A 19,474-nucleotide genomic window follows, 5' to 3' on the forward strand; every position below is an offset into this window, starting at 1 on the left:
AGTGAGCATCCGCCACCTCGACGCCGTCTTTTCACCCGCCTCGGTGGCGGTGATCGGGGCCTCGATGCGGCCGGCCAGCGTGGGCGGCACGGTGTGGCGCAACCTGAACAACGGGGACTTCAAGGGCGCGCTGTACGCGGTCAACCCCAAACACGCCGAACTCGGTGGCGTGAAGACCTGGCCCTCGGTGGCCGCGCTGCCCGCAGCGCCCGAGCTCGCCATCCTGTGCACCCCGGCCGCCACCGTTGTCGGCTTGATCAGGGAGCTGGGCGCACGCGGCACCCGCGCGGCCATTGTGCTCACCGCCGGGCTCGACGCCGCGCAGAAGCAGGCCATGCTCGATGCGGCGCGCTTGCACACGCTGCGCATCCTCGGGCCCAACTGCATCGGCATGCTGGTGCCGCACCTGGGTCTCAATGCCAGCTTCGCGCACACCGGCGCGCTGCCGGGCGAGCTGGCCTTCGTGTCGCAGTCGGGTGCATTGGTCACGGCCATGCTGGACTGGGCCGGCTCGCGCGGCATCGGCTTCTCGCACTTCGTTTCGCTCGGCGAGCGCGCCGACGTCGACTTCGGCGACATGCTCGACTTCCTGGGCAGCGACGCCAAGACGCGCGCCATCCTGCTCTACATCGAAAGCATCGAAGAGCCGCGCAAGTTCATGTCGGCAGCACGCGCGGCCGCGCGCAACAAGCCGGTGATCGTGGTCAAGGCCGGGCGCTCGGCCGCCGGTCAGCAGGCCGCCGCCTCGCACACCGGCGCACTCGCCGGCTCCGACGCGGTGTTCGACGCGGCGATTGCGCGCGCCGGCATGCTGCGCGTGAACACCTTGCAAGACCTGTTTCTCGCCGCTGAAACGCTCTCGCGCTTTCATGGCAACCGCGCTGATCAACTGATCGTGCTCACCAACGGTGGTGGCGCCGGCGTGATGGCGGCCGATGCCGCCGCCACCGAAGGCGTGCCACTGGCCACGCTGAGCGACGAACTGCGTGCCCAGCTCGACGCCGTGCTGCCCGCCAACTGGTCGCACGCCAACCCGGTCGACATCATTGGCGACGCACCGGCCACGCGCTACGTGCAAGCCTTGCAGGCGCTCGCGCAGGACACGGGGAGCGCCGTGCTGTTCATCCACGCGCCCACCGCCATCGTGCCCAGCCTGGAGATTGCGCAGGCCCTGCTGCCACTGGCCAGCGCGAGCCCGAAGCGCGTGCTGGGCTGCTGGCTGGGAGACGGTGCCGTGGCGCAGGCCCGCGCGCTGTTTCGCGGCGCCGGCATCCCCGACTTCAACACCCCCGAAGACGCGGTGCGCGCCTTCTCGCTGCTGCGCACCTACCGCGAACACCAGGCCGAGCTGCTGCAGACGCCGCCGGCGCGCAGCGCGGCGCACGCCGCCGATCTGCCGCGCATCCGCGCCATCGTGGACGGCGTGTTGGCCAGCGGACGCGAGCTGCTGACCGAGCCCGAGGCCAAGGACCTGCTGGAGGCCGCCGGCCTGCCGGTGGTGGCCACGCGTGTGGTCGGACCGCACGCACAGGAGGCCCAGACAGCCGCCGACGCGCTGGGCTATCCGGTGGCGCTCAAGATCCTGTCGTTCGACATTTCGCACAAGTCCGACGTGGGCGGCGTGCGCCTGAACCTGGGCAGCGCGGCCGAGGTGGGCGAGGCCTGCGCGACCATGCTGGCGCGCGTGCGCGAGCAACGCCCCGATGCGAAGGTGGAAGGCTTCACCGTGCAGACCATGGTGCGCAAGAAGCACGCGCACGAACTCATCATCGGCGCCAGCGTGGACCCGGTGTTCGGCCCGGTGATCCTGTTCGGCCAGGGCGGTGTGGCGGTGGAGGTGCTGGCCGACACCGCGCTCGCGCTGCCGCCGCTGAACACGACGCTGGCGCTGGCGCAGATCGCCCGCACCGGCGTGGCCCGGTTGCTGCGCGGCTACCGCGACGAGCCCGCCGCCGATATGGACGCCATTGCGCAGGTGCTGGTGAGCGTGTCGCAGCTGCTGGCCGACGTTCCCGAGCTCGCCGAGCTCGACATCAACCCGCTGCTGGCCAACCACGAAGGCGCGGTGGCGCTCGATGCCCGCGTGCGCGTGTCGGCCAGCCGCCAGGCCGGCGCCCACCACTTTGCGATCCATCCCTATCCGCAAGACCTGGTGGAAACCTGGGACTGGCAAGGCCAGCCCGTCACGCTGCGCCCGATCCGCCCCGAAGACGAGACTCAGCACCGCCGTTTCCTGGAAAAGCTCGACCCTGAAGACATCCGCCTGCGCGTGTTCTACAGCCGCCGCCACATCGAGCACAGCGAGCTCGCGCGCCTGACCCAGATCGACTACGCACGCGAGATGGCCTTCATCGCCACCCGCCTCGGGCCAGACGGCGTGGAGGAAACCCTGGGCGCGGTGCGCGCGGCGGTTGACCCGGACAACGACACGGCCGAGTTCGGCGTGATCGTGCGCTCCGACCTCAAGGGCAGCGGTCTGGGACACAAGCTCATGACCAAGCTCATCGAGCACGTGCGCGCACGCGGCACGCGCCGGCTGGTGGGCACGGTGCTGCGCATCAACCACGGCATGCTGGAACTTGCGCGCTCGCTGGGCTTCCAAGAGACGACCAACCCCAGCGATCCCGGCGACCACGAAACGCGGTTCGTCGCGCTGGAACTTCAAACACCCGCCGGGCCGCCGCCATGAACAAGCCATCGAACCGCCGCCACCTCTTGATCGCCAGCGCCACCGCCCTGGCCGCCCCGGCCTGGATGCCGTCCGCCCTGGCACAGGCGAAAAACCTGCGCCCAACCCCCAGCCAGACCGAGGGCCCGTTCTACCCCGTGGCCCTGCCGGCCGACAGCGACGCCGACCTGCTCAAGAACGGCAACGTGAACTATGGCCAGGGCCAGCCGGCCTGGGTCGAGGGCACCGTGGTCGATGTCGCCGGCGTTCCGGTCTCGGGCGCGGTGGTCGAGATCTGGCAGTGCGACCACGCGGGGCACTACCACCACCCGGGCGACGGCGGCCGCGCCGACCCCGCGTTCCAGGGTTTCGGCAAGGTCACCGTGGGGCGCGACGGCCGTTACCGCTTCCGCACCATCCGCCCGGTGCAGTACACCGGGCGCACGCCGCACATCCACGTGAAGGTGCGGCTGGACCGCATGGAGTTGCTGACCACGCAGCTCTACGTGGCGGGGGACCCGGGCAACGAGCGCGACGGCCTGTGGCGGCGGCTGAGCGAAGAAGGTCGCGCCGCCCTCACCGTGCCGTTCACACCTGGCAATGACGGCGTGCGCGCCACATTTCCCATCGTTGTTCAAGCCTGATGGATTCGCTCACCCAGATTGCCCTGGGCTCCGCCGTGGGCGTGGCCGTGATGGGCCGCCGCACGGCGGTGTGGAAAGCCGCACTGTGGGGCGCCATCGGCGGCACCCTGCCCGACCTCGATGCCTTCATCGACCACGGCGACGCCATCCTCAACATGACGCGCCACCGCGCCGAGAGCCATGCGCTGTTCATCCTGACGCTGGCTTCGCCGGTGCTGGCCTGGATCGCCTCGCGCATCCATGGCGAAGCGGCCTTGTTCAAGCGCTGGTGGCTGGCGTTGTGGCTGGTGCTCATCACACACCCGCTGCTCGACGCCATGACGGTTTACGGCACACAGTTGTTGCAACCCTTCACCGAGCACCCGTATGGCGTGGGCAGCATCTTCATCATCGATCCGCTCTACACCGTGCCGCTGATCGTGGGCGTGGTCGCCGCGTTGCGGCTGAAGAACACACGCGGGCTCGGCTGGAATGTGGTCGGCCTCGCACTCAGCACGCTCTACCTCGCCTGGAGCGTGGGCGCGCAGCAGCACGCCACGCAGATCGCGCGCGCCTCGCTGCAGCAAGACAGCATTCCAGTCACCGGCCTGCTGGTGACGCCCTCGCCCTTCAACACGGTGCTGTGGCGGTTGGTGGCCACCACGCCGACACACTACTTCGAGGGCCACTACTCGTTGATGGACGATGACAAACGCATCGTCTGGACACGGCACGAGCGCGGGGCCGGCCTGCTGGAGCGGCACGCTGACGAGCCCTCGGTGGCGCGCATGGCGGCGTTCACCCACGGTTTCTACAGCGTGTCGGAAACGGGTGGGCGGCTGTTCGTGACGGATCTCCGCATGGGTCAGGAGCCCAGCTACACCTTCCGCTTCGATCTGGGCACCGAGGCAGCACGCGCCAATGGCCGACACCGGCCCACCCTCAACGGTCAGCGGCCCGACATCGGCACAGCGCTCGAGTGGCTGTGGCGGCGGATGTGGGGTGAGCGCACCCCGTCGGCACGGCCGAGTGCCTGATCAGGTGCCCAGGTTGGCCAACAGGTCCGCCTGCACGATCTCGATCCAGTAGCCGTCGGGGTCCTTGATGAATGCCACATTTTTCATCTTGCCCTGGTCGGGCCGCTTCACGTAGGGCACTTGGTTCCCGTCGAACCAAGCCACGGCGGCAGCCAGGTCGGGCACCGAGAAACAGATGTGGCCAAAGCCCTGCGGCTGGGCGTTGCCGTCGTGGTACTTGAAGTCGGTCTGGGACTCGGTGCCCCAGTTGTGAGTGAGTTCGAGCACGCCTCGCTGGCTGAAGGTCCAGCGGGTGCGCGAGCCCACGTCTTCGGGTGCTGCGCCGTCTTCCGGACGCGCCAGGAAGTACAGCGAGAACGACATCTCGGGAAAGTCCAGTTTGCGCAGCAAGCGCATGCCCATGACGCGGGTGTAGAAGTCCAGCGCCACGGCGGGGTCCTTCACGCGCAGCATGCTGTGGTTGAACACGAAACCGCGCGAGGCGTCGCTGGGATGGGCGCAGACGCCAGGCTGGTTTTCGGTGGTGAAGCTCATCGATGGATCTTTCTGAAAGTGAAAGGCAAGACGGGTGACAAAAGAAAAAGCGCGGGACCGTGAGGCGACCCGCGCTGGAACGGAACCTGTTCAACGCGCGCGGATCGGCGATATCACCGGGCGCAACGCACCCGAGCCATGGGTGCCGGTGGCTTGCAATGGCGTGGTCATGGCCTCGGCGGCTGCCATCTGCAAAGGCTGCAGACGCACCGCTGGTTCGCCTTGCTGCTTCTCCAGCGCCATCATTCGCCTGCGCATGTAGCGCATGCAGGTCACGCGCAGGAAAGATGCGAAGTTGGGCACCTCACCCCGGTGAGCCAGGATTTCGTCGTGAAACTGCGCGATCAGCGCGTTGGTGGTGCAGCCCTCGTCCTCGGCCATCTCGGCGAGCAAATCCCACACCATGTTCTCCAGTCGGATGCTGGTGAGCACTCCGTGCACACGCACTGTGCGCGAGCGCTGCTCATACTGGATCGGGTCGGCCTTGACGAAAAATTCGCACATGGTGTTGATCTCCTAGCGTCTCAGGAAGGAAAGACGATCCGCCGCAGGGCCGCCCCAAGGCGGATCAGCCCCCTCGGGGGGCAGCGACCCGCGCAGCGGCGGAGCGTGGGGGCTTATAGCGCACGTGCCGTCATCTGTTGCGCAATGTAGTCCGCCTGGCGAATCGCCAGCGTAACAATGGTCAGCGTGGGGTTTTCCGCACCGCCGGTGGTGAACTGGCTTCCGTCGCTGATGAACAGGTTGGGAATGTCGTGCGTCTGGCCCCAGCCGTTGCACACGCCGTCCTGCTTGCGCGCGCTCATGCGGCAGGTGCCCATGTTGTGCGTGCTCGGGTACGGCGGCGTGCGGAAGGTTTTGATGGCGCCCGCCGCCTGGTAGATGCGCTCACCCTGGGTGAATGCGTGGTTGCGCATGGCGATGTCGTTGTCATGGTCATCGAAGTGCACGTTGGGCACCGCGTTGCCCCACTGGTCTTTTACCTTGTCGTTGAGCGTGACGCGGTTGGTCTCGCGCGGCATGTCTTCGCCCACCAGCCACATGCCGGCGAGCTGGGTGTAGCGCTCCATCCACCACGCGAAGTCGGCGCCCCAGCCACCCGGGTTCAAGAAGGCGGCCATGAAGGGCACGCCCAGCGCCAGGGTTTCCAGCTCGTAGCCGCCGGCAAAACCGCGTTTGGTGTCGTGCCTGGCCTCGTCGCGCACGATGCCGGCCATGGTGGTGCCTCGGTACATGTGCACCGGCTCCTTGAAGGCGGCGTAGACCGAGCCGGTCATGTGGCGCATGTAGTTGCGGCCCACCTGACCCGAGCTGTTGGCCAGGCCGTCTTTGAACATGCTGGAGGCCGAGAGCAGCAGCAGGCGCGGCGTCTCGATCGAGTTGCCCGCCACGCAGACGATGCGTGCTTTCTGGCGCTGCTCCTTCTTGTCCTTGTCGACGTACACGACACCGGTCACCTTGCCCGAGGGGTTGTGTTCGATGCGGGTCACGTGGGCTTCGGTGCGCAGCTCGAAGTTGCCGGTGGCGTCGGCCTTGGGCAGCTCGGTGTAGAGCGTGCTCCACTTGGCGCCGCTCTTGCAACCTTGAAAGCAGAAGCCCAGTTGCAGACAGCGGCCACGGCCGTCGCGCGGCTGGCTGTTGATGGCCATGTTGCCGGTGTGCACATCCTTGTAACCGAGCTTGGAGGCACCGCTGTACATCACCTTGAAGTTGTTGTTGCCCGGCAGGCCGGGAATGCCGTTGGTGCGCGTCACGCCCATTTTGTCTTCCGCCTTGGCGTAGTAGGGCTCCAGGTCTTTGAGGGTAACGGGCCAGTCGAGAAGGTTGGCGCCCTTGATCTCGCCGTACACCGTCTTGGTGCGGAACTCGTGCTCCTGGAAACGCAGCGAGGCGCCGGCCCAGTGGGTGGTGGTGCCGCCCACGGTCTTGCAGATCCAGGCTGGCAGGCCGGCGAAGTCTTTGGCCACGCGCCAGCTGCCCGAGGTGGTGCGGGTGTCGAGCCAGGCCAACTGGCTGAACGATTTCCACTCGTCGTTGATGAAGCTGGCGTTGCTCTGCGCCCCGCCGGCCTCCAGCACAACGACCTTGATGCCCTTCTGGCACAACTCGTTGGCCAGCGTGCCGCCGCCCGCGCCCGAACCGATGATGACGACGACCGAGTCGTCGCTGTTTGCAAACGTTGTCATGTGTGTCTCCTGGAGCGTCCCGGTGCGCGCTGTCCCGGTCGCCTCTTGTTGAACTCGTGGGGGAAAACCGGGGAATCAGAGATCGGCGGCGGGGCTGGCTTGTGCGGTGGGCGCGGGCAACCACTTCAGGTCCTGGAAACCGCGCGTGATGTAGCCGCCCTTCTCCCAGGCCGAACCCGGGTAGCCGAAGGTGGCGTAGGCCATGTCGTTGTCGTAGAGCGAGGTCACGCACTGGCCCCGCACCGTGCGAAAGAAAGGCTGGCCTTCCATTCCCTTGACGATCTGCAGTCTTTTTGCCGCACCGGCCTTGTTGAAGTCACCGTTGGCCGCCTTGTTCAGGGCGGCGATGCCGTCCTTGAGCATCTTGGCCGCGCCCGCGTCACCCGCGGCCTTGGCATCCAGGTCCTTGGCCAGCAGCGCATACACCGCATCGGGCAGTTTCTCGTGCGGGTAAAGAACGCGGCCCATGGCCATGAGCGCTTCACCCTCGGCCTTGCTCAGCACCTTGAGCTCGACAGCCCACACCGACGAGGGCGCAAGGCTGGCGAGCAGGCTGCCGGTGACCAGCGTGCCCATGAGCACGCCCGACCCCTTGAGGAATTCGCGCCGCGCCAACGGCAGGTTCATCTTGGGCACTTCGCCCACGTCTTCGTTGCAAGCGCTGGCCGTGGCGACGGCGGGGGCGCTCCCCTGGATGGCTATGACGCGCATGTTGTCTCCTGCTTGTAGGTCTTGCACCCGCAGGGCCTGCGGGTGTGAAAAGCAGTATTGCGCGCCCGGCCGGGGGGCGGGTGGTAGCTCGCTACCTACAGGGAAAACCCGGGCTGTTCAACCCAGAACGACCGTCGCCGCAATGGTCGCAACGCCCAGGATCAGGTTGACGCCGACCCAGAGGCGGATGGCGGCGATTGCCGCACCGCCGGCGGCCCAGTCGCTGGCGTTCACAGCGCGGCTCAGGCGCTTGAACAACGCGAAGCGGATGTGACCGAAGATCACGATCATCAGAATGCCCAGGGCGGCCATCACGGTCCAGCCGAGCGGCATGTTGAACGACAGCCCCGCCTGCACCGACTCCTTGGCCACACGCCCGATCATCCAGAGGCCCGTGACCAGCACCAGCACCACCACGACCAGCACGACGGCGAAAAAGCGCTTGAGCACGTCGTGCATGAAGCGGATGCGCACGGGCGGCTCCAGCGACTGCAAGGCCGGGCGCAGGAAGGTGTGCGCGAAGAACATGCCACCGATCCACAGCACGATGGACAAGACGTGGATGAGCTTGAGGCTGGCGTAGATCATGGAGGTGCTTTCGTTGGAGAGAAAATCAGACGTCGGACAGCACACCGCCCACGCGGCGCTGCAAGCGGTAGGGCGGCAAGCCTTGCAGCATGCGCCGGCCGTAGCTCTGGCGCAGCAGGCGCGCGTCGTAGCAGACCACCACGGCTTCGTCGGTTTCGCTGCGCAGCGCGCGGCCGGTCCACTGCAGCAGGCGGGCGCCGGTGGCGGGCACCACGAGTTCACTGAACGGGTCTCGTCCCTGCGCCTTGAGCCAGTCGGCGCGCGCCTGGCCCACCGGGTCGCTGGGCGACGCGAACGGCAGCTTGGTGATGAACACCCACTCGCACAGCTCGCCGGGCAAATCCAGCCCCTCGCCGAACGACTGCAGGCCGAACAGGATGGAGGCTTCACCCTCGGCCACACGCTCGGCGTGGCGGCGCAGCAGCACGGTGCGTGAAGCCTCGCCCTGCACCAGTACCCGGTCTCGCAATGCGCCGTGTTCGCCGCGCTCCAGCAGGCCTTGTGCCTGGCGCATCTGTGCCTTGGAGGTGAACAGCACCAGCGCGCCGCGCTTCACCTCGCGCAGGTCGGCCATGAGCGACGCGAGCATCTCGCGCGTGTAGCCTTCCACGTCCTTGGGGTCGGCCACGGTCTGCACCACCACCAGCCGGCCCTGGCGCGCGTGGTCAAACGGGCTCTGCACCTGGCGCGCGACCACCGCGTCGTCGTACGCCAGACCCGACTCGTGCAGGAAATGGTCGAAGTTCCCGCAGGTCACGAGCGAAGCCGAGGTGACCACCGCCGCGCGCACCTTGTTCCACAAATGGTTGCGCAGCAGGCTGCCGGGCTGCAGCGGGCAGGCGTGCGCGGTGAGGGTGACGAGACCGTGGTGGATGCCGGCTTCCAGCCACTTGGCCAGCGGCGGCTGGCCGTCGGTGGCGGCCTGCATCCACAGCGTGGCGGTCTCCTGCGCGCTCTGCAGGCGCGGCGCGAGCACACCCAGGCGGCTGTAGAGCTTGGCGCAGCGCGCGGCGTCGCTCGGGTTCTCGCGTGCGTTGGCCTTGAGCTGCGTGGCCAGGGCTTCAAACACCTTGAGCAGCGCGCTGGCGTTGGCGTGCATCTGCGCCACCACCTCGCTCCATTCGGGTGGCAGCACGCCACCGTCGAAGCGGTCGACGATGGGCGGTGCGCTGTCGTTGAAGCCAGTGCGCGCGGGCGGGCGGCCCGGGGTGCGGCCGGTGAGATCGAGCCAGGCCGGCAGCGCACCGATGCGCTGCATGGCCAGGCGCGCGAGTTCTCCCTGCGCGGTCTTGAGGTCTTTGGCGAGTTGCGCCACGTCCGACGTGGGCTTGTGCTCCAGCGCGCCGGCCACTTCGTCCACCGCGCGCGGCAGCTTGTCCAGCCACTGGCTGCGCATGAGGTCCATGGAAGCGGTGAACTGGCCTTGCGCCACCGAGCCGAGGTGGTGCGCTTCGTCGAACACCACGTAGCAGTCTTGCGGCGCAGGCAAGGCGTGCAGGCCCAGGGTGGAGAGCAGCAGGTCGTGGTTGACCACGATCACCTGCGCCTGCGCCAGCTTGGCGCGCGCCTGGTAGTAGCTGCAGCTGTTGTAGCTCGGGCAGTGGCGCGCGGTGCAGGTGTGGCGCTCGGCGGCCACCGGGGCCCACAGGCTGCCGTCGGGAGGCTCGTCGAGCCGGTCGCGGTCGCCGTCCCAGCTGCCGCCGTCCAGCGCATTGGCCCAGGCGGTGTATTGCACGCCACGCTCCTGCCAGCGCGCCGCCGCCGAGGCCGAGGCCACGGCGCGCGCGGCCACGCCCGAGGCGCTGGTATCGGTGGGGGCGTCGTCGCTCTCGAACAGGTCGGCGCTGTCCGCGTCACCGCCCGAAAGCTGGTCGAGCTTCAAGCGACACACGTAGCGACCGCGCCCCTTGGCCAGTGCAAAGCTGAACGGCTGCGGCAGCGTGGTGGCCAGGGCCGGCAAGTCCTTGGCGATCAACTGCTCCTGCAGCGCCACGGTGGCGGTGGAAATGATCACGCGCTTTTGCTGCGCCAGAGCCAGCGGGATCACGGTGGCCGCGTACGCCGCCGACTTGCCCACGCCGGTGCCGGCCTGCACCACCGCGATGCCGCGCGCGGGCAGGGCCGCGTCGCTGGCCACCGAGTCGTCGCCCGGCGTCACGCCCGAGAGCGTGTGCGCGATGTGGGCGGCCATCTCGCGCTGCCCCGGCCGGGCGCGGTAGCCGCTCGCGTGCGCCACCACGTGGTCGAAGGCCGCCAGGGCCAGCGCCTCGCGCGCCAGCGGGCCGGTGGGCAGTGCGGGCGTTTCGTCGGCGGTCGGCTCAAGGGTGGTGGTGGACATGCGGGGGCGAGAAGGCAAAGCGCGATTGTCCCAGACGGCATGCATGCCCCGGGGTCGGGGCGCGGGACGTGCAAACGGTGACCGCGTCGCCCCTGGGTGGTAGCCTGACGGCTCGCCCACCACCGGAGATCGTCATGACCCATTCCATCGAACACGAGGACAACGGATCCCGCGGCGCCTTCTACATTCAGCGCAATGGGCAGCGCATCGCGGAGATGACCTACAGCATCACCCGCCCGTCGCTGGTCGTCGTCGACCACACCTATGTGGACCCGAGCCTCAGGGGGCACGGCGTGGCGCGCCAGTTGCAGGACGCCATGGTGGCCTGGGCCCGTGGGACCGACACGAAAGTCATCCCCGTCTGTTCGTACGTGAAAGTCCAGTTCGATCGGGATCCATCGATCCGCGATGTTCTGGCATGACCGCCCCTTCACCGACACCCTGACCCTGGCGCCCATGACAACGACCCCCCGCTCGAAACGAAAGTCCACCCCCCGCACCGCCAGTGGCAAGCTGCCGATCGACCTGGCGCTGCAAGGCGGTGGCTCCCACGGCGCCTTCACCTGGGGCGTGCTCGACCGCTTGCTGGAAGAAGAATCGCTGGAGATCTCGGCCATCAGCGGCACCAGCGCCGGCGCCATGAACGCGGTGGCCTTGGCCGCTGGCCTCATGGAGGGTGGGCGCGAAGGCGCGCGGCGCGTGTTGCGGCAGTTCTGGACGCGGGTGGCCGAAATCTCGCCCTTCCACAAGCTGCAGAGCAGCTCGCTGGGCGCGGCGTTCGGCCCGGCCCAGGCGCTCATGGCGCCGTGGCTGGCGCCGTTCAAACAATTCAACACGGTGCTCGGCAGCCAGCTCTCGCCCTACCAGCTCAACCCGCTCAACCTCAATCCGCTGCGCGACATCCTGGTGGAGACGGTGGATTTCAAGCGCGTGTGCGCCTGCCACAAGACCCAGCTCTTCATCTCGGCCACGCAGGTGCGCACCGGCGCACTGCGCGTGTTCGGCCAGCACGAGCTCACGGCCGACATGGTGATGGCTTCGGCCTGTCTGCCGCTCCTGTTTCAGGCGGTGGAGATCGACGGGGAGGCTTACTGGGACGGCGGTTACGCGGGCAACCCCTCGCTCATGCCCCTGATCACCGACACCCCGGCCGACGATCTGCTGCTGGTGCAGATCAACCCGGTGCTGCGCGACACCGTGCCCCGGCGCGCCAGCGACATCCTGGACCGCATCAACGAAGTGACGTTCAACGCCAGCCTGCTCAAGGAGATGCGCAGCATCGCGCTGCTCAAGCAACTCATCGACGGCGAAGGCCGCGCCGGCCAGCGCCACCGCCAGCCGCTGTTCAAACGCGTGCAGGACCTGCGCGTGCACCTGATCGACGGTGGGGAATCGCTCAGTCCGCTGGGCGCGGCCAGCAAGACCGAAACGCAGTGGGCCTTCCTCTCCAAGCTGCACGAACTCGGCCACGCCTCGGCCGATCGCTGGCTGGTCGCCCACGGGCAGCACCTGGGCGAGCGCAGCAGCTTCGACCTGGCCGGTGTGCTCGACGGTTGAAGGACCGGGCCCCTGCCTTCAGTAGAATCGCCGACCCGATGACGACCTGAGCGCAAGCCGCCTCGTCACCCCACACATTCACTGGACAGCCATGCCTTATTCCGTCTCCCACCACAAGCTCACCCAGATCCTGTCCGCCCATGGCTTGAAGGCGGGAGACGCCGGCGGCATCGACAAGCTTTTCGGCGGCAACGACGGCTATTACTGGTTCGGCACCGTGCGCGACCTGTGCCCGCCCGGCAAGACCATGGTCTGGGAAACCCAGTACGACATGGTCAACGCCATCCAGGCGCACGAGAACGCCACCGCCGCCGAGGACGAGATGAAGCCGCAGGTGCCCAGCGCGGCCAACATCGCAGCGCTGTCCAAGGCGCTTCACGACCCGCTCTGAAGCATCGGACCCGCGCGGCCCTCAGGACCGGCGGGCCACGATCGGGTGCGATGGAGGGGCTACGTGGTGTAGTCGCCGCTGGCTTCGGGCTGGAACAGCAGCGTGACCACCTCGGCTGCGCAAGCGTCGCCGTTGGGCGTGCGCCAGCGGGCGATGGCGCCCACGCGCTGGCCGAGCAGGCTTGTCCCCACCGGCGAGAGCACGGAGATGAAACCCAGGTGTGGCTCGGCGTCAGCGGGGTAACACAGCGTGAGCTTCTGCCGCTTCCTCGTCTCGAGGTCTTCGACGATGACTTGCGAGTACATCGTGACGACATCGGGCGGGATCTCGCGCGAGGGAACGAGGTCCAGGGTGTCGAGCGCATCAACCAGCTCCGGCGGGAGTGGTCCGCCGCGCAGGTTGTTCAAGCGTGCGAAATCAATCTCGGTGAGCAGCCGCTCACCCGCAAGGGTTTTGTGCATGGTGCACTCCAACTGGTGCAGGCACGCCGGGAAAAGGCGGCGCCCGCGATCGCGCTGGGCTGGGGCCCGGCGATAGATGGATTGCGCAAAAAAGGGAGGAAGGGGTATCGCCGGGCTTAAGAATGTGCGGCCGGCTGGCGCAGTCCCGCCGAACCCATCAGCTTGCGACCGGCCACAGCGCCGCCTGCCGCGAGGGGCATGCAAGCTGCCGGGTGGGCAGTGATGGTGGGGTGAACAGCCATGAGGCATTGTAGGTCGCGCTCAAACACCGGGCAGCTGGAAGCAGAAAACGGCCCCACGCCCCACGGTGCCTTCACCGCTCACCCGGCCACCATGGCGTTCGATCACGCGGCGCACCGTGGCCAGCCCAACGCCCGAGCCTTCGAACTCGTGGTGGGCGTGCAGGCGCTTGAACGGCTCGAAGAGCTGGTCTGCATAGGCCATGTCGAAACCGGCGCCGTTGTCGCGCACACAAAACTCCATCGCCCCATGGGGCCGCTCGAGTTGCGTGAACAACACCATGGCATCGGGTGTCTGGCTGGTGTACTTCCAGGCGTTGCCCAGCAGGTTCTGCAGCACCACCCGCATGAGGCCCGGGTCGGCGATGACCTGCATGCCTTCGTCGATGCACCAGCGCACGCTGTGGCCAGGATCGGTGCTGGCCAGCTCCTTGGCAATCGAGTGGGCCATGCGCGTGAGGTCCACCCGTTCGCGGCGCAGCTCGGCGCTGCTGAGGTGCGCCAGGGTCAACAGATCGGAGATCAAACGGCCCATGCGCCGTGACGACGCACGAATGCGACCGACATAGTTCCTGCCGTCCTCGTTCAGCACCGGGCCGCACTCTTCTTCGAGCAGGCTGGCAAAACCGTCGATGCTGCGCAGGGGGGTGCGCAGGTCGTGCGAAACGCTGTAGGCAAAGGCCTCCAGTTCCCGGTTGAGCACGGACATCTCGCGCGTGCGCTCGGCCACGCGCAGCTCCAGCTCTTCGTTCAAGCGTTTGAGCGCTTCTTCGGCGTCGTGTACCTCGGTGATGTCCTGCACCGTGCCCACGCTGCGCAAGGGCAACTCCCCGTCGAACTCGGTGAAGCCCGAGACCCGCACGTGTTTGACGCGCCCGTCGGCCATGAGCAACCGGTGCACCAGGTCGTAGGGCTCTCGCCCGTCGAACGAGCGCTGGTAGGCCTCGGTCACCAGGGCGCGGTCGTCGGGGTGCACGCTGGTGATGAAAGTCTTGTAGGTGGGCGTCACGGAGGGTTCCACCTCGAAGATGCGGAAGATTTCGTCGGTCCAGCTGAGTGCGTTGGTGGTCAGATCACGCTGCCAGCTGCCCACGCGGGCCAGGCGCTGCGCCTCCTTCAACCGGGCTTCGCTGTCTTGCAAAGCAGTCTCGGTGCGCTTGCGCAGCGTGATGTCCTGCATGGTGAACTGCATGAGCGGACGCCCGTCCAGTTCGAACGCCATCAGGTGGCCCTCGCCATCCCACTCGCTGCCATCGGGGCGCCGATGACGCCACTCGAAGACCACAGCGCCGCTGTCGCGAGCTTGCTTGAAATACGCAACACCCTTCGCGGCCGAGGACCGTCCATCGGGTTGCACTCGGGACGAGAGGTCCAGCGGCGACTTGCTCAGCAGCGCTTCGCGCGTCGGATAGCCATAGAGCGCCAAGGCCGCCTCGTTGCAATCGACAAAGCGGTTGGTGAGGGAGTCCATCACCAGCATGCCCAGCGGAGAGCTCTCGAACTGCCGCAGCCGCAGCACCTCGCTGGCTTCGAGCGCCGACGCCTTGCGCCCCACACGCAACAGCAGCGCAATGATCAGCCCACCGCTCAACAGCAGCAGCACGATCAGCGCAGCGGTCACCTTGCGGCTGCTTTGAAGGGCTGGTGCCAGGGGTTCCAGCACGGCTGCGTCGGCAATGCCGATGGCCACCACCAGACCGGAGGCGCGCAGGCGGTACCAGCCGTAGGTGCGGGAAATGCCGTCCAGCAAGCCACTGGCGTGAAAGCTGCCGCTGCGGGCGGTGCGATCGGTGAGAAAAGGCCGATCCGCCGGCACATTGGTGCCCATGGCTCCCTGGTGGTCGAGGGTGCGGGCGAGAAAAGCGCCGTCCGGCGTGATCAAGGACACCACATCCTGATCAGACAGCTGCAAGGCGCCCAACCTGCGGGCGATGAAGTCGGTGGACACCACGAGTTGCACGGTGCCGTCGAACACGCCCCCCCGCATGATCGGGCGGTTGACCACAATGGCCCACCCCGAAGCAATGCGCGATTCAACCGGCCGGCTGATCAAGAGACGGTCTTCCTCGGCTGCGTCCCGCTGGGCCTGGAAATGCGCCCGGTCGCCGACGAAGGTGGCGAGCGGTCTGGCCAGGCTGTCGTACACCACATAACCCTCCGCGTTGGCCACCGAGATGTGGGTCACGAAGTCCGGGGGCAAGCCCTGCAACACGCCCAGCGCGAACTCGTTGAAACCCAGAGGGCCACGCAACCACTCGCGGCGCAGGTCGCGCAATTGCAGATCGAGCGTGGTGAACAGGCCACTGACCTGCCCGCCCATGGCATCAGCCAGGTGCACGCTGCGCTTTTCGGCCTGCAGGAGCACCTGCTCGCGCAACAGAGCCTGTGAACGCTCCGACTGCCACCACAGAAATGCCGCGGCCAACACGGTGAGCAACGCCACCAGGGCGGGGACGAGACGGGCGCGTTTGCTCACGGAGCAGCCCTGGGCGCTGCAGGGATCGACACGGCGCAGTGAACTCCGAGCGGCATGGGTGGGGGGTCAGTGACGTCAGCGGGTGCCGATGTTTCAAAAATATACCCCGTGGGGCAGCGCCCCGCGCGGGGGGTCGGGTAAATGCGGGGTGAAAACCCGCCATTTCCAACTACAGCCTGGCTGCAGGGCGTCGATACAACCGGGACCTCCTCGGCATTCCTCGACTGGATATCCCCATGTTCAAACTGTCTTCACTCGGCGTCTCCAAGCGACTCGGCATCCTCGTGGCCAGCGCCGTGGCCGGCCTCGCCGTGCTGCTTGCCATCTTCCTCACCTCCGAGAAAGCGCTGATCCTCGAAGAGCGGCAGGCCGGCGTGCGGCAGACGGTGGAAACCGCGCACGGTCTGGCGGTGCACTTTCACGGGTTGGCCACACAGGGCAAGATGACCGACGAGCAGGCCAGGGGCCTCGCGCTGGACGCCATCCGCTCGCTGCGCTACAGCGGCACCGAGTACTTCTGGATCAACGACATGCAGCCGGTGATGGTGATGCACCCGATCAAGCCGGATCTCGAAGGCAAGGACCTGAAAGGCAACAAGGACCCGACCGGCAAACACCTGTTCGTCGAGTTCGTCAACACCGTCAAAAAATCGGGTGCAGGTTATGTGTCCTACATGTGGCCCAAGCCCGGCAGTGAAGCACCGGTGCAGAAGGTGTCCTATGTGAAGGGCTTTGCGCCCTGGGGCTGGGTGATCGGTTCGGGCGTTTATGTGGACAACGTGACCGCCACCATCTGGGATCGCACCCTGATGATGGGTCTGAGCTCGCTTGCACTGGCCGTGCTGCTGTTGGTGGCTGGTCTGGTGATCGCGCGCAGCATCCTCAGGCAGCTCGGTGGCGAACCGAGCCACGCCTCCGCCATCACCGACCGCATCGCACAGGGCGACCTGAGCGTGGCCATCGACCTGAAGCCGGGCGACACGCACAGCCTCCTGCACGGCCTGCGCGTGATGCGCGACAACATGGCCGGCATCGTCGGCCGCGTGCGGCAGGGCAGCGAGTCGGTGGCGCTGGCCAGCAACGAGATCGCACAGGGCAACCACGACCTGAGCGCACGCACCGAAAGCCAGGCCAGCGCGCTGGAGCAGACCGCCGCCAGCATGGAAGAGCTCGGCAGCACGGTGCGCCAGAACGCCGACAACGCGCGCCAGGCCAACGCACTGGCCCAAAGCGCCTCGTCGGTCGCGGTGCAGGGCGGCGAAGTGGTGGGCCAGATGGTCGACAAGATGCGCGCCATCAACGAATCCAGCAAGAAGATCGCCGACATCATTTCGGTGATCGACAGCATCGCGTTCCAGACCAACATCCTCGCGCTCAACGCCGCCGTGGAAGCGGCGCGCGCGGGCGAGCAGGGTCGCGGCTTTGCCGTGGTGGCGGGCGAAGTGCGCCTGCTGGCCGGGCGCAGCGCCGAAGCCGCCAAGGAAATCAAGGGCCTGATCTCCGACAGCGTGGACCGCGTCGATCAGGGCTCGGCCCTGGTGGACCAGGCGCGCAACACCATGAACGAGGTGGTGCAGAGCATCCGCCGCGTCACCGACATCGTGGGCGAGATCAGCACGGCCAGCACCGAACAGAGCAGCGCGGTGGCTCAGGTCGGCGAGGCTGTCACCCAGATGGACCAGAGCACGCAGCAGAACGCCGCCATGGTCGAGCAGATCGCCTCGGCCGCCAGCGGCCTCAAGAGCCAGGCCAGCGAGCTGGTGCAGACGGTGTCGACCTTCAAGTTCGCCTGACCGGTCTCTGCCGCATTCGCCGCCGTCCTGGGACGCGCGCTGATCCGGCTCGCAAGTAGGATCGGCGCATGTCCCGTTTGAAACGTCTGCTGCCTTTCCTGAACTGGCCACGACCCGACGCCGCCTTGTTGCGCGGCGAAGCCATGGCCGGCCTCACCGTGGGCCTGATGGTGGTGCCGCAAGGCGTCGCCTACGCCGCGCTGGCCGGCATGCCGCTGATCACCGGCATCTACGCCTCGTTGCTGCCCGCACTGATCGCTGTGCTGTTCAGTGCTTCGGTGCGCCTGTCGGTCGGACCCACCGCGCTCACCTGCCTGCTCATCAGCGCCTCGCTCAGCGGCCTTGCCGAGCCGGGCAGCGCGCAGTGGATCGCGCTGGCCGTGTGGCTGGCGCTGCTCAGCGGCCTGCTGCAGATCGTGCTGGGTTTCGCGCGCTTCGGCTGGCTGCTCAACCTGGTGAACTCACCCGTTCTGATGGCGTTCACCCAGGGCGCGGCGGTGCTCATCATGGCCTCGCAGTTGCCGGCCCTGCTTGGGCTGGGCAGCTGGGACAGCCTGTCATGGCCTGTGCAGGTTCATTTGCCGTCGCTCGGCTTCGGTCTGGGCAGTCTCGCCGCACTCGTGCTGGCGCGCCGCTGGCGCCCGGGCTTTCCCACCGTGCTGGCGGTGGTGGGGGCCAGCGCCGGCATCAGCTACGCGCTGGGCTTCGAGGCCGCGGGTGGCACGGTGATCGGCTCGCTGCCGCAGGGCCTGCCCATGCCCTATGTGCCCACCTGGCCAGGCTGGAGCGTGCTCGGCCAGCTGGTGCTGCCCACGCTGGTGATCACGCTGGTGAGTTTTCTGGAGACGGCGTCCAGCGCCAAGGTCGACAGCGGGCAGCGCGGCCAGCGCTGGGACCAGGACCAGGACCTGATTGGCCAGGGGCTGGCCAAGCTGGCCTCGGGGTTCTGCGGCGCGTTCCCCACCAGTTCGTCGTTCTCGCGCTCCGCGCTCAACCTGTACGCGGGGGCCAGGACCGGCTGGGCCACCGTGTTCGCGGTGGTTGTCGTGGTGGTGGCGCTGCTCGTGCTCACCCCGCTGCTGCACCACGTGCCGATGGCGGTGCTGGCGGCCATCGTGCTGGTGGCCATCCTGGGCCTCATCAAGCCGCGCGCCTTCGTGCAACTGTGGACGGTTTCGCGGGTGGAGGCCGGCATCGCCGGCGTCACCTTCGCCGTGACCTTGCTGGCCGCGCCGCGCCTGTACTGGGGTGTGCTCGCGGGCGTGCTGATGGCACTCACCCACTTCCTCTACCTGCGGCTACACCCGCGCATCATCGAGGTCGGCCTGCACCCGGACGGCAGCCTGCGCGACCGCCACCTGTGGCTGCTGCCACCGTTGGCGCCCGACCTCTACGCGCTGCGCATGGACGCCGCACTCGATTTCGCCACCGCCAATGGTTTCGAGCGTGCGGTGGCTGAGCACATCGCGACCCATCCCGGCACCCGCCACGTGATGTGGATCGCGCACCCGATCAACTGGATCGACGCCACCGGTGCCGAGGCCTTCGGCCGTTTGCGCGAGCACCTGGACGACCTGCACATCGAGCTGCATCTGGTGGGTATCAAACTGCCGGTGGAAGAGGTGCTCAAGCGGGCCGGCTACCTGGACGCAGGCCCGCGGCTGCACCTCTACCGCACCGAAGCCGAGGCGCTGCGCGCCACGCAGGTGTTGTTCAGCGCAGTGAACTGAGCGTCCTGCCCGGCCAACGGGGTCAAGAAACGCACGGTTCCCGCCGATATCTCAGTAGACCCCCGTTGTTGCCCTGCACGTTGGGGTCCAATATGAACTGTTGCCGTGAGCATGCTCACGGTGGTGTCAGCCGGGATCAAGT

The 19,474-nt window shown here is 67.5% G+C and carries 16 protein-coding genes; 8 read left to right on the forward strand and 8 right to left on the reverse strand.

The window, feature by feature from the left end:
• Window position 1: 1 nt before the first annotated feature.
• The 3 genes from IV113_RS11950 to IV113_RS11960 all read left to right on the forward strand — a co-directional run bounded on the left by IV113_RS11950 (window position 2) and on the right by IV113_RS11960 (window position 4,328).
• On the forward strand, window positions 2-2,689 hold the full coding sequence (locus IV113_RS11950; RefSeq protein ID WP_291085020.1) for a bifunctional acetate--CoA ligase family protein/GNAT family N-acetyltransferase: 2,688 nt from the start codon (window positions 2-4) through the stop codon (window positions 2,687-2,689).
• Between the two features lie 65 nt (window positions 2,690-2,754).
• Entirely contained in the window at window positions 2,755-3,312 is a 558-nt protein-coding gene (locus IV113_RS11955) for a protocatechuate 3,4-dioxygenase (protein WP_291085179.1), read from the forward strand.
• Complete coding sequence (locus IV113_RS11960; RefSeq protein ID WP_291085023.1) at window positions 3,312-4,328, forward strand: metal-dependent hydrolase; 1,017 nt, start codon at window positions 3,312-3,314, stop codon at window positions 4,326-4,328. The genes IV113_RS11955 and IV113_RS11960 overlap by 1 nt, the downstream gene beginning before the upstream one ends.
• On the opposite strand, the gene gloA is transcribed toward IV113_RS11960, so the two are convergent.
• From gloA to dinG, 6 genes are all read right to left on the reverse strand, one after another.
• The gene (gene gloA / locus IV113_RS11965) at window positions 4,329-4,862 is read right to left on the reverse strand and encodes a lactoylglutathione lyase (RefSeq protein WP_291085025.1); all 534 of its coding nucleotides are present in this window, start codon (window positions 4,860-4,862) and stop codon (window positions 4,329-4,331) included.
• A gap of 90 nt (window positions 4,863-4,952) precedes the next feature.
• Window positions 4,953-5,366: a ribbon-helix-helix domain-containing protein gene (locus IV113_RS11970; protein WP_291085028.1), complete on the reverse strand. Its 414-nt coding sequence runs from the start codon at window positions 5,364-5,366 to the stop codon at window positions 4,953-4,955.
• 113 nt (window positions 5,367-5,479) lie between these two features.
• Window positions 5,480-7,048, reverse strand: coding sequence for a GMC family oxidoreductase (locus IV113_RS11975; protein WP_291085031.1), 1,569 nt, complete (start codon window positions 7,046-7,048; stop codon window positions 5,480-5,482).
• A 75-nt stretch (window positions 7,049-7,123) separates the two neighbouring features.
• Window positions 7,124-7,675, reverse strand: a complete 552-nt coding sequence (locus tag IV113_RS11980; protein WP_291085180.1) for a twin-arginine translocation signal domain-containing protein — start codon at window positions 7,673-7,675, stop codon at window positions 7,124-7,126.
• Window positions 7,676-7,876: 201 nt separating this feature from the next.
• Window positions 7,877-8,347, reverse strand: coding sequence for a CopD family protein (locus IV113_RS11985; RefSeq protein WP_291085033.1), 471 nt, complete (start codon window positions 8,345-8,347; stop codon window positions 7,877-7,879).
• Window positions 8,348-8,372: 25 nt separating this feature from the next.
• Window positions 8,373-10,685: an ATP-dependent DNA helicase DinG gene (gene dinG / locus IV113_RS11990; RefSeq protein ID WP_291085035.1), complete on the reverse strand. Its 2,313-nt coding sequence runs from the start codon at window positions 10,683-10,685 to the stop codon at window positions 8,373-8,375.
• Window positions 10,686-10,819: 134 nt separating this feature from the next.
• Here dinG and IV113_RS11995 point away from each other — a divergent pair, with 134 nt between their 5' ends.
• The 3 genes from IV113_RS11995 to IV113_RS12005 all read left to right on the forward strand — a co-directional run bounded on the left by IV113_RS11995 (window position 10,820) and on the right by IV113_RS12005 (window position 12,633).
• Window positions 10,820-11,107, forward strand: a complete 288-nt coding sequence (locus IV113_RS11995) for a GNAT family N-acetyltransferase (RefSeq protein WP_291085037.1) — start codon at window positions 10,820-10,822, stop codon at window positions 11,105-11,107.
• A gap of 34 nt (window positions 11,108-11,141) precedes the next feature.
• Window positions 11,142-12,242, forward strand: coding sequence for a patatin-like phospholipase family protein (locus IV113_RS12000; protein ID WP_291085040.1), 1,101 nt, complete (start codon window positions 11,142-11,144; stop codon window positions 12,240-12,242).
• Window positions 12,243-12,333: 91 nt separating this feature from the next.
• Window positions 12,334-12,633 carry a hypothetical protein gene (locus IV113_RS12005; protein WP_291085043.1) on the forward strand — a complete coding sequence of 100 codons (300 nt, stop codon included), beginning with the start codon at window positions 12,334-12,336 and terminating at the stop codon, window positions 12,631-12,633.
• A 59-nt stretch (window positions 12,634-12,692) separates the two neighbouring features.
• On the opposite strand, the gene IV113_RS12010 is transcribed toward IV113_RS12005, so the two are convergent.
• The gene (locus IV113_RS12010) at window positions 12,693-13,094 is read right to left on the reverse strand and encodes a GreA/GreB family elongation factor (RefSeq protein WP_291085046.1); all 402 of its coding nucleotides are present in this window, start codon (window positions 13,092-13,094) and stop codon (window positions 12,693-12,695) included.
• Between the two features lie 261 nt (window positions 13,095-13,355).
• The gene (locus IV113_RS12015) at window positions 13,356-15,809 is read right to left on the reverse strand and encodes an ATP-binding protein (RefSeq protein WP_291085048.1); all 2,454 of its coding nucleotides are present in this window, start codon (window positions 15,807-15,809) and stop codon (window positions 13,356-13,358) included.
• A 236-nt stretch (window positions 15,810-16,045) separates the two neighbouring features.
• On the opposite strand from IV113_RS12015, the gene IV113_RS12020 reads away from it, so the two are divergent.
• On the forward strand, window positions 16,046-17,602 hold the full coding sequence (locus IV113_RS12020) for a methyl-accepting chemotaxis protein (RefSeq protein WP_291085050.1): 1,557 nt from the start codon (window positions 16,046-16,048) through the stop codon (window positions 17,600-17,602).
• A gap of 68 nt (window positions 17,603-17,670) precedes the next feature.
• Complete coding sequence (locus IV113_RS12025) at window positions 17,671-19,332, forward strand: SulP family inorganic anion transporter (RefSeq protein ID WP_291085052.1); 1,662 nt, start codon at window positions 17,671-17,673, stop codon at window positions 19,330-19,332.
• Window positions 19,333-19,474 lie beyond the last annotated feature (142 nt).

Origin of the sequence: Hydrogenophaga sp., from assembly GCF_018780385.1 — a bacterium.
Classification (GTDB): Bacteria; Pseudomonadota; Gammaproteobacteria; order Burkholderiales; family Burkholderiaceae_C; genus Hydrogenophaga.

Bases quoted from the DNA above. Each gene is read 5' to 3' on its own strand.
- IV113_RS11980 (WP_291085180.1), bottom strand. From the start codon at position 7,675: ATGAACCTGCCGTTGGCGCGGCGCGAATTCCTCAAGGGGTCGGGCGTG.
- IV113_RS11955 (WP_291085179.1), top strand. From the start codon at position 2,755: ATGCCGTCCGCCCTGGCACAGGCGAAAAACCTGCGCCCAACCCCCAGC.
- IV113_RS11960 (WP_291085023.1), top strand. From the start codon at position 3,312: ATGGATTCGCTCACCCAGATTGCCCTGGGCTCCGCCGTGGGCGTGGCC.
- gloA (WP_291085025.1), bottom strand. From the start codon at position 4,862: ATGAGCTTCACCACCGAAAACCAGCCTGGCGTCTGCGCCCATCCCAGC.
- IV113_RS12025 (WP_291085052.1), top strand. From the start codon at position 17,671: ATGTCCCGTTTGAAACGTCTGCTGCCTTTCCTGAACTGGCCACGACCC.
- IV113_RS12010 (WP_291085046.1), bottom strand. From the start codon at position 13,094: ATGCACAAAACCCTTGCGGGTGAGCGGCTGCTCACCGAGATTGATTTC.
- IV113_RS11985 (WP_291085033.1), bottom strand. From the start codon at position 8,347: ATGATCTACGCCAGCCTCAAGCTCATCCACGTCTTGTCCATCGTGCTG.
- IV113_RS11995 (WP_291085037.1), top strand. From the start codon at position 10,820: ATGACCCATTCCATCGAACACGAGGACAACGGATCCCGCGGCGCCTTC.
- IV113_RS11970 (WP_291085028.1), bottom strand. From the start codon at position 5,366: ATGTGCGAATTTTTCGTCAAGGCCGACCCGATCCAGTATGAGCAGCGC.
- IV113_RS11975 (WP_291085031.1), bottom strand. From the start codon at position 7,048: ATGACAACGTTTGCAAACAGCGACGACTCGGTCGTCGTCATCATCGGT.
- dinG (WP_291085035.1), bottom strand. From the start codon at position 10,685: ATGTCCACCACCACCCTTGAGCCGACCGCCGACGAAACGCCCGCACTG.
- IV113_RS12005 (WP_291085043.1), top strand. From the start codon at position 12,334: ATGCCTTATTCCGTCTCCCACCACAAGCTCACCCAGATCCTGTCCGCC.
- IV113_RS12020 (WP_291085050.1), top strand. From the start codon at position 16,046: ATGTTCAAACTGTCTTCACTCGGCGTCTCCAAGCGACTCGGCATCCTC.
- IV113_RS12000 (WP_291085040.1), top strand. From the start codon at position 11,142: ATGACAACGACCCCCCGCTCGAAACGAAAGTCCACCCCCCGCACCGCC.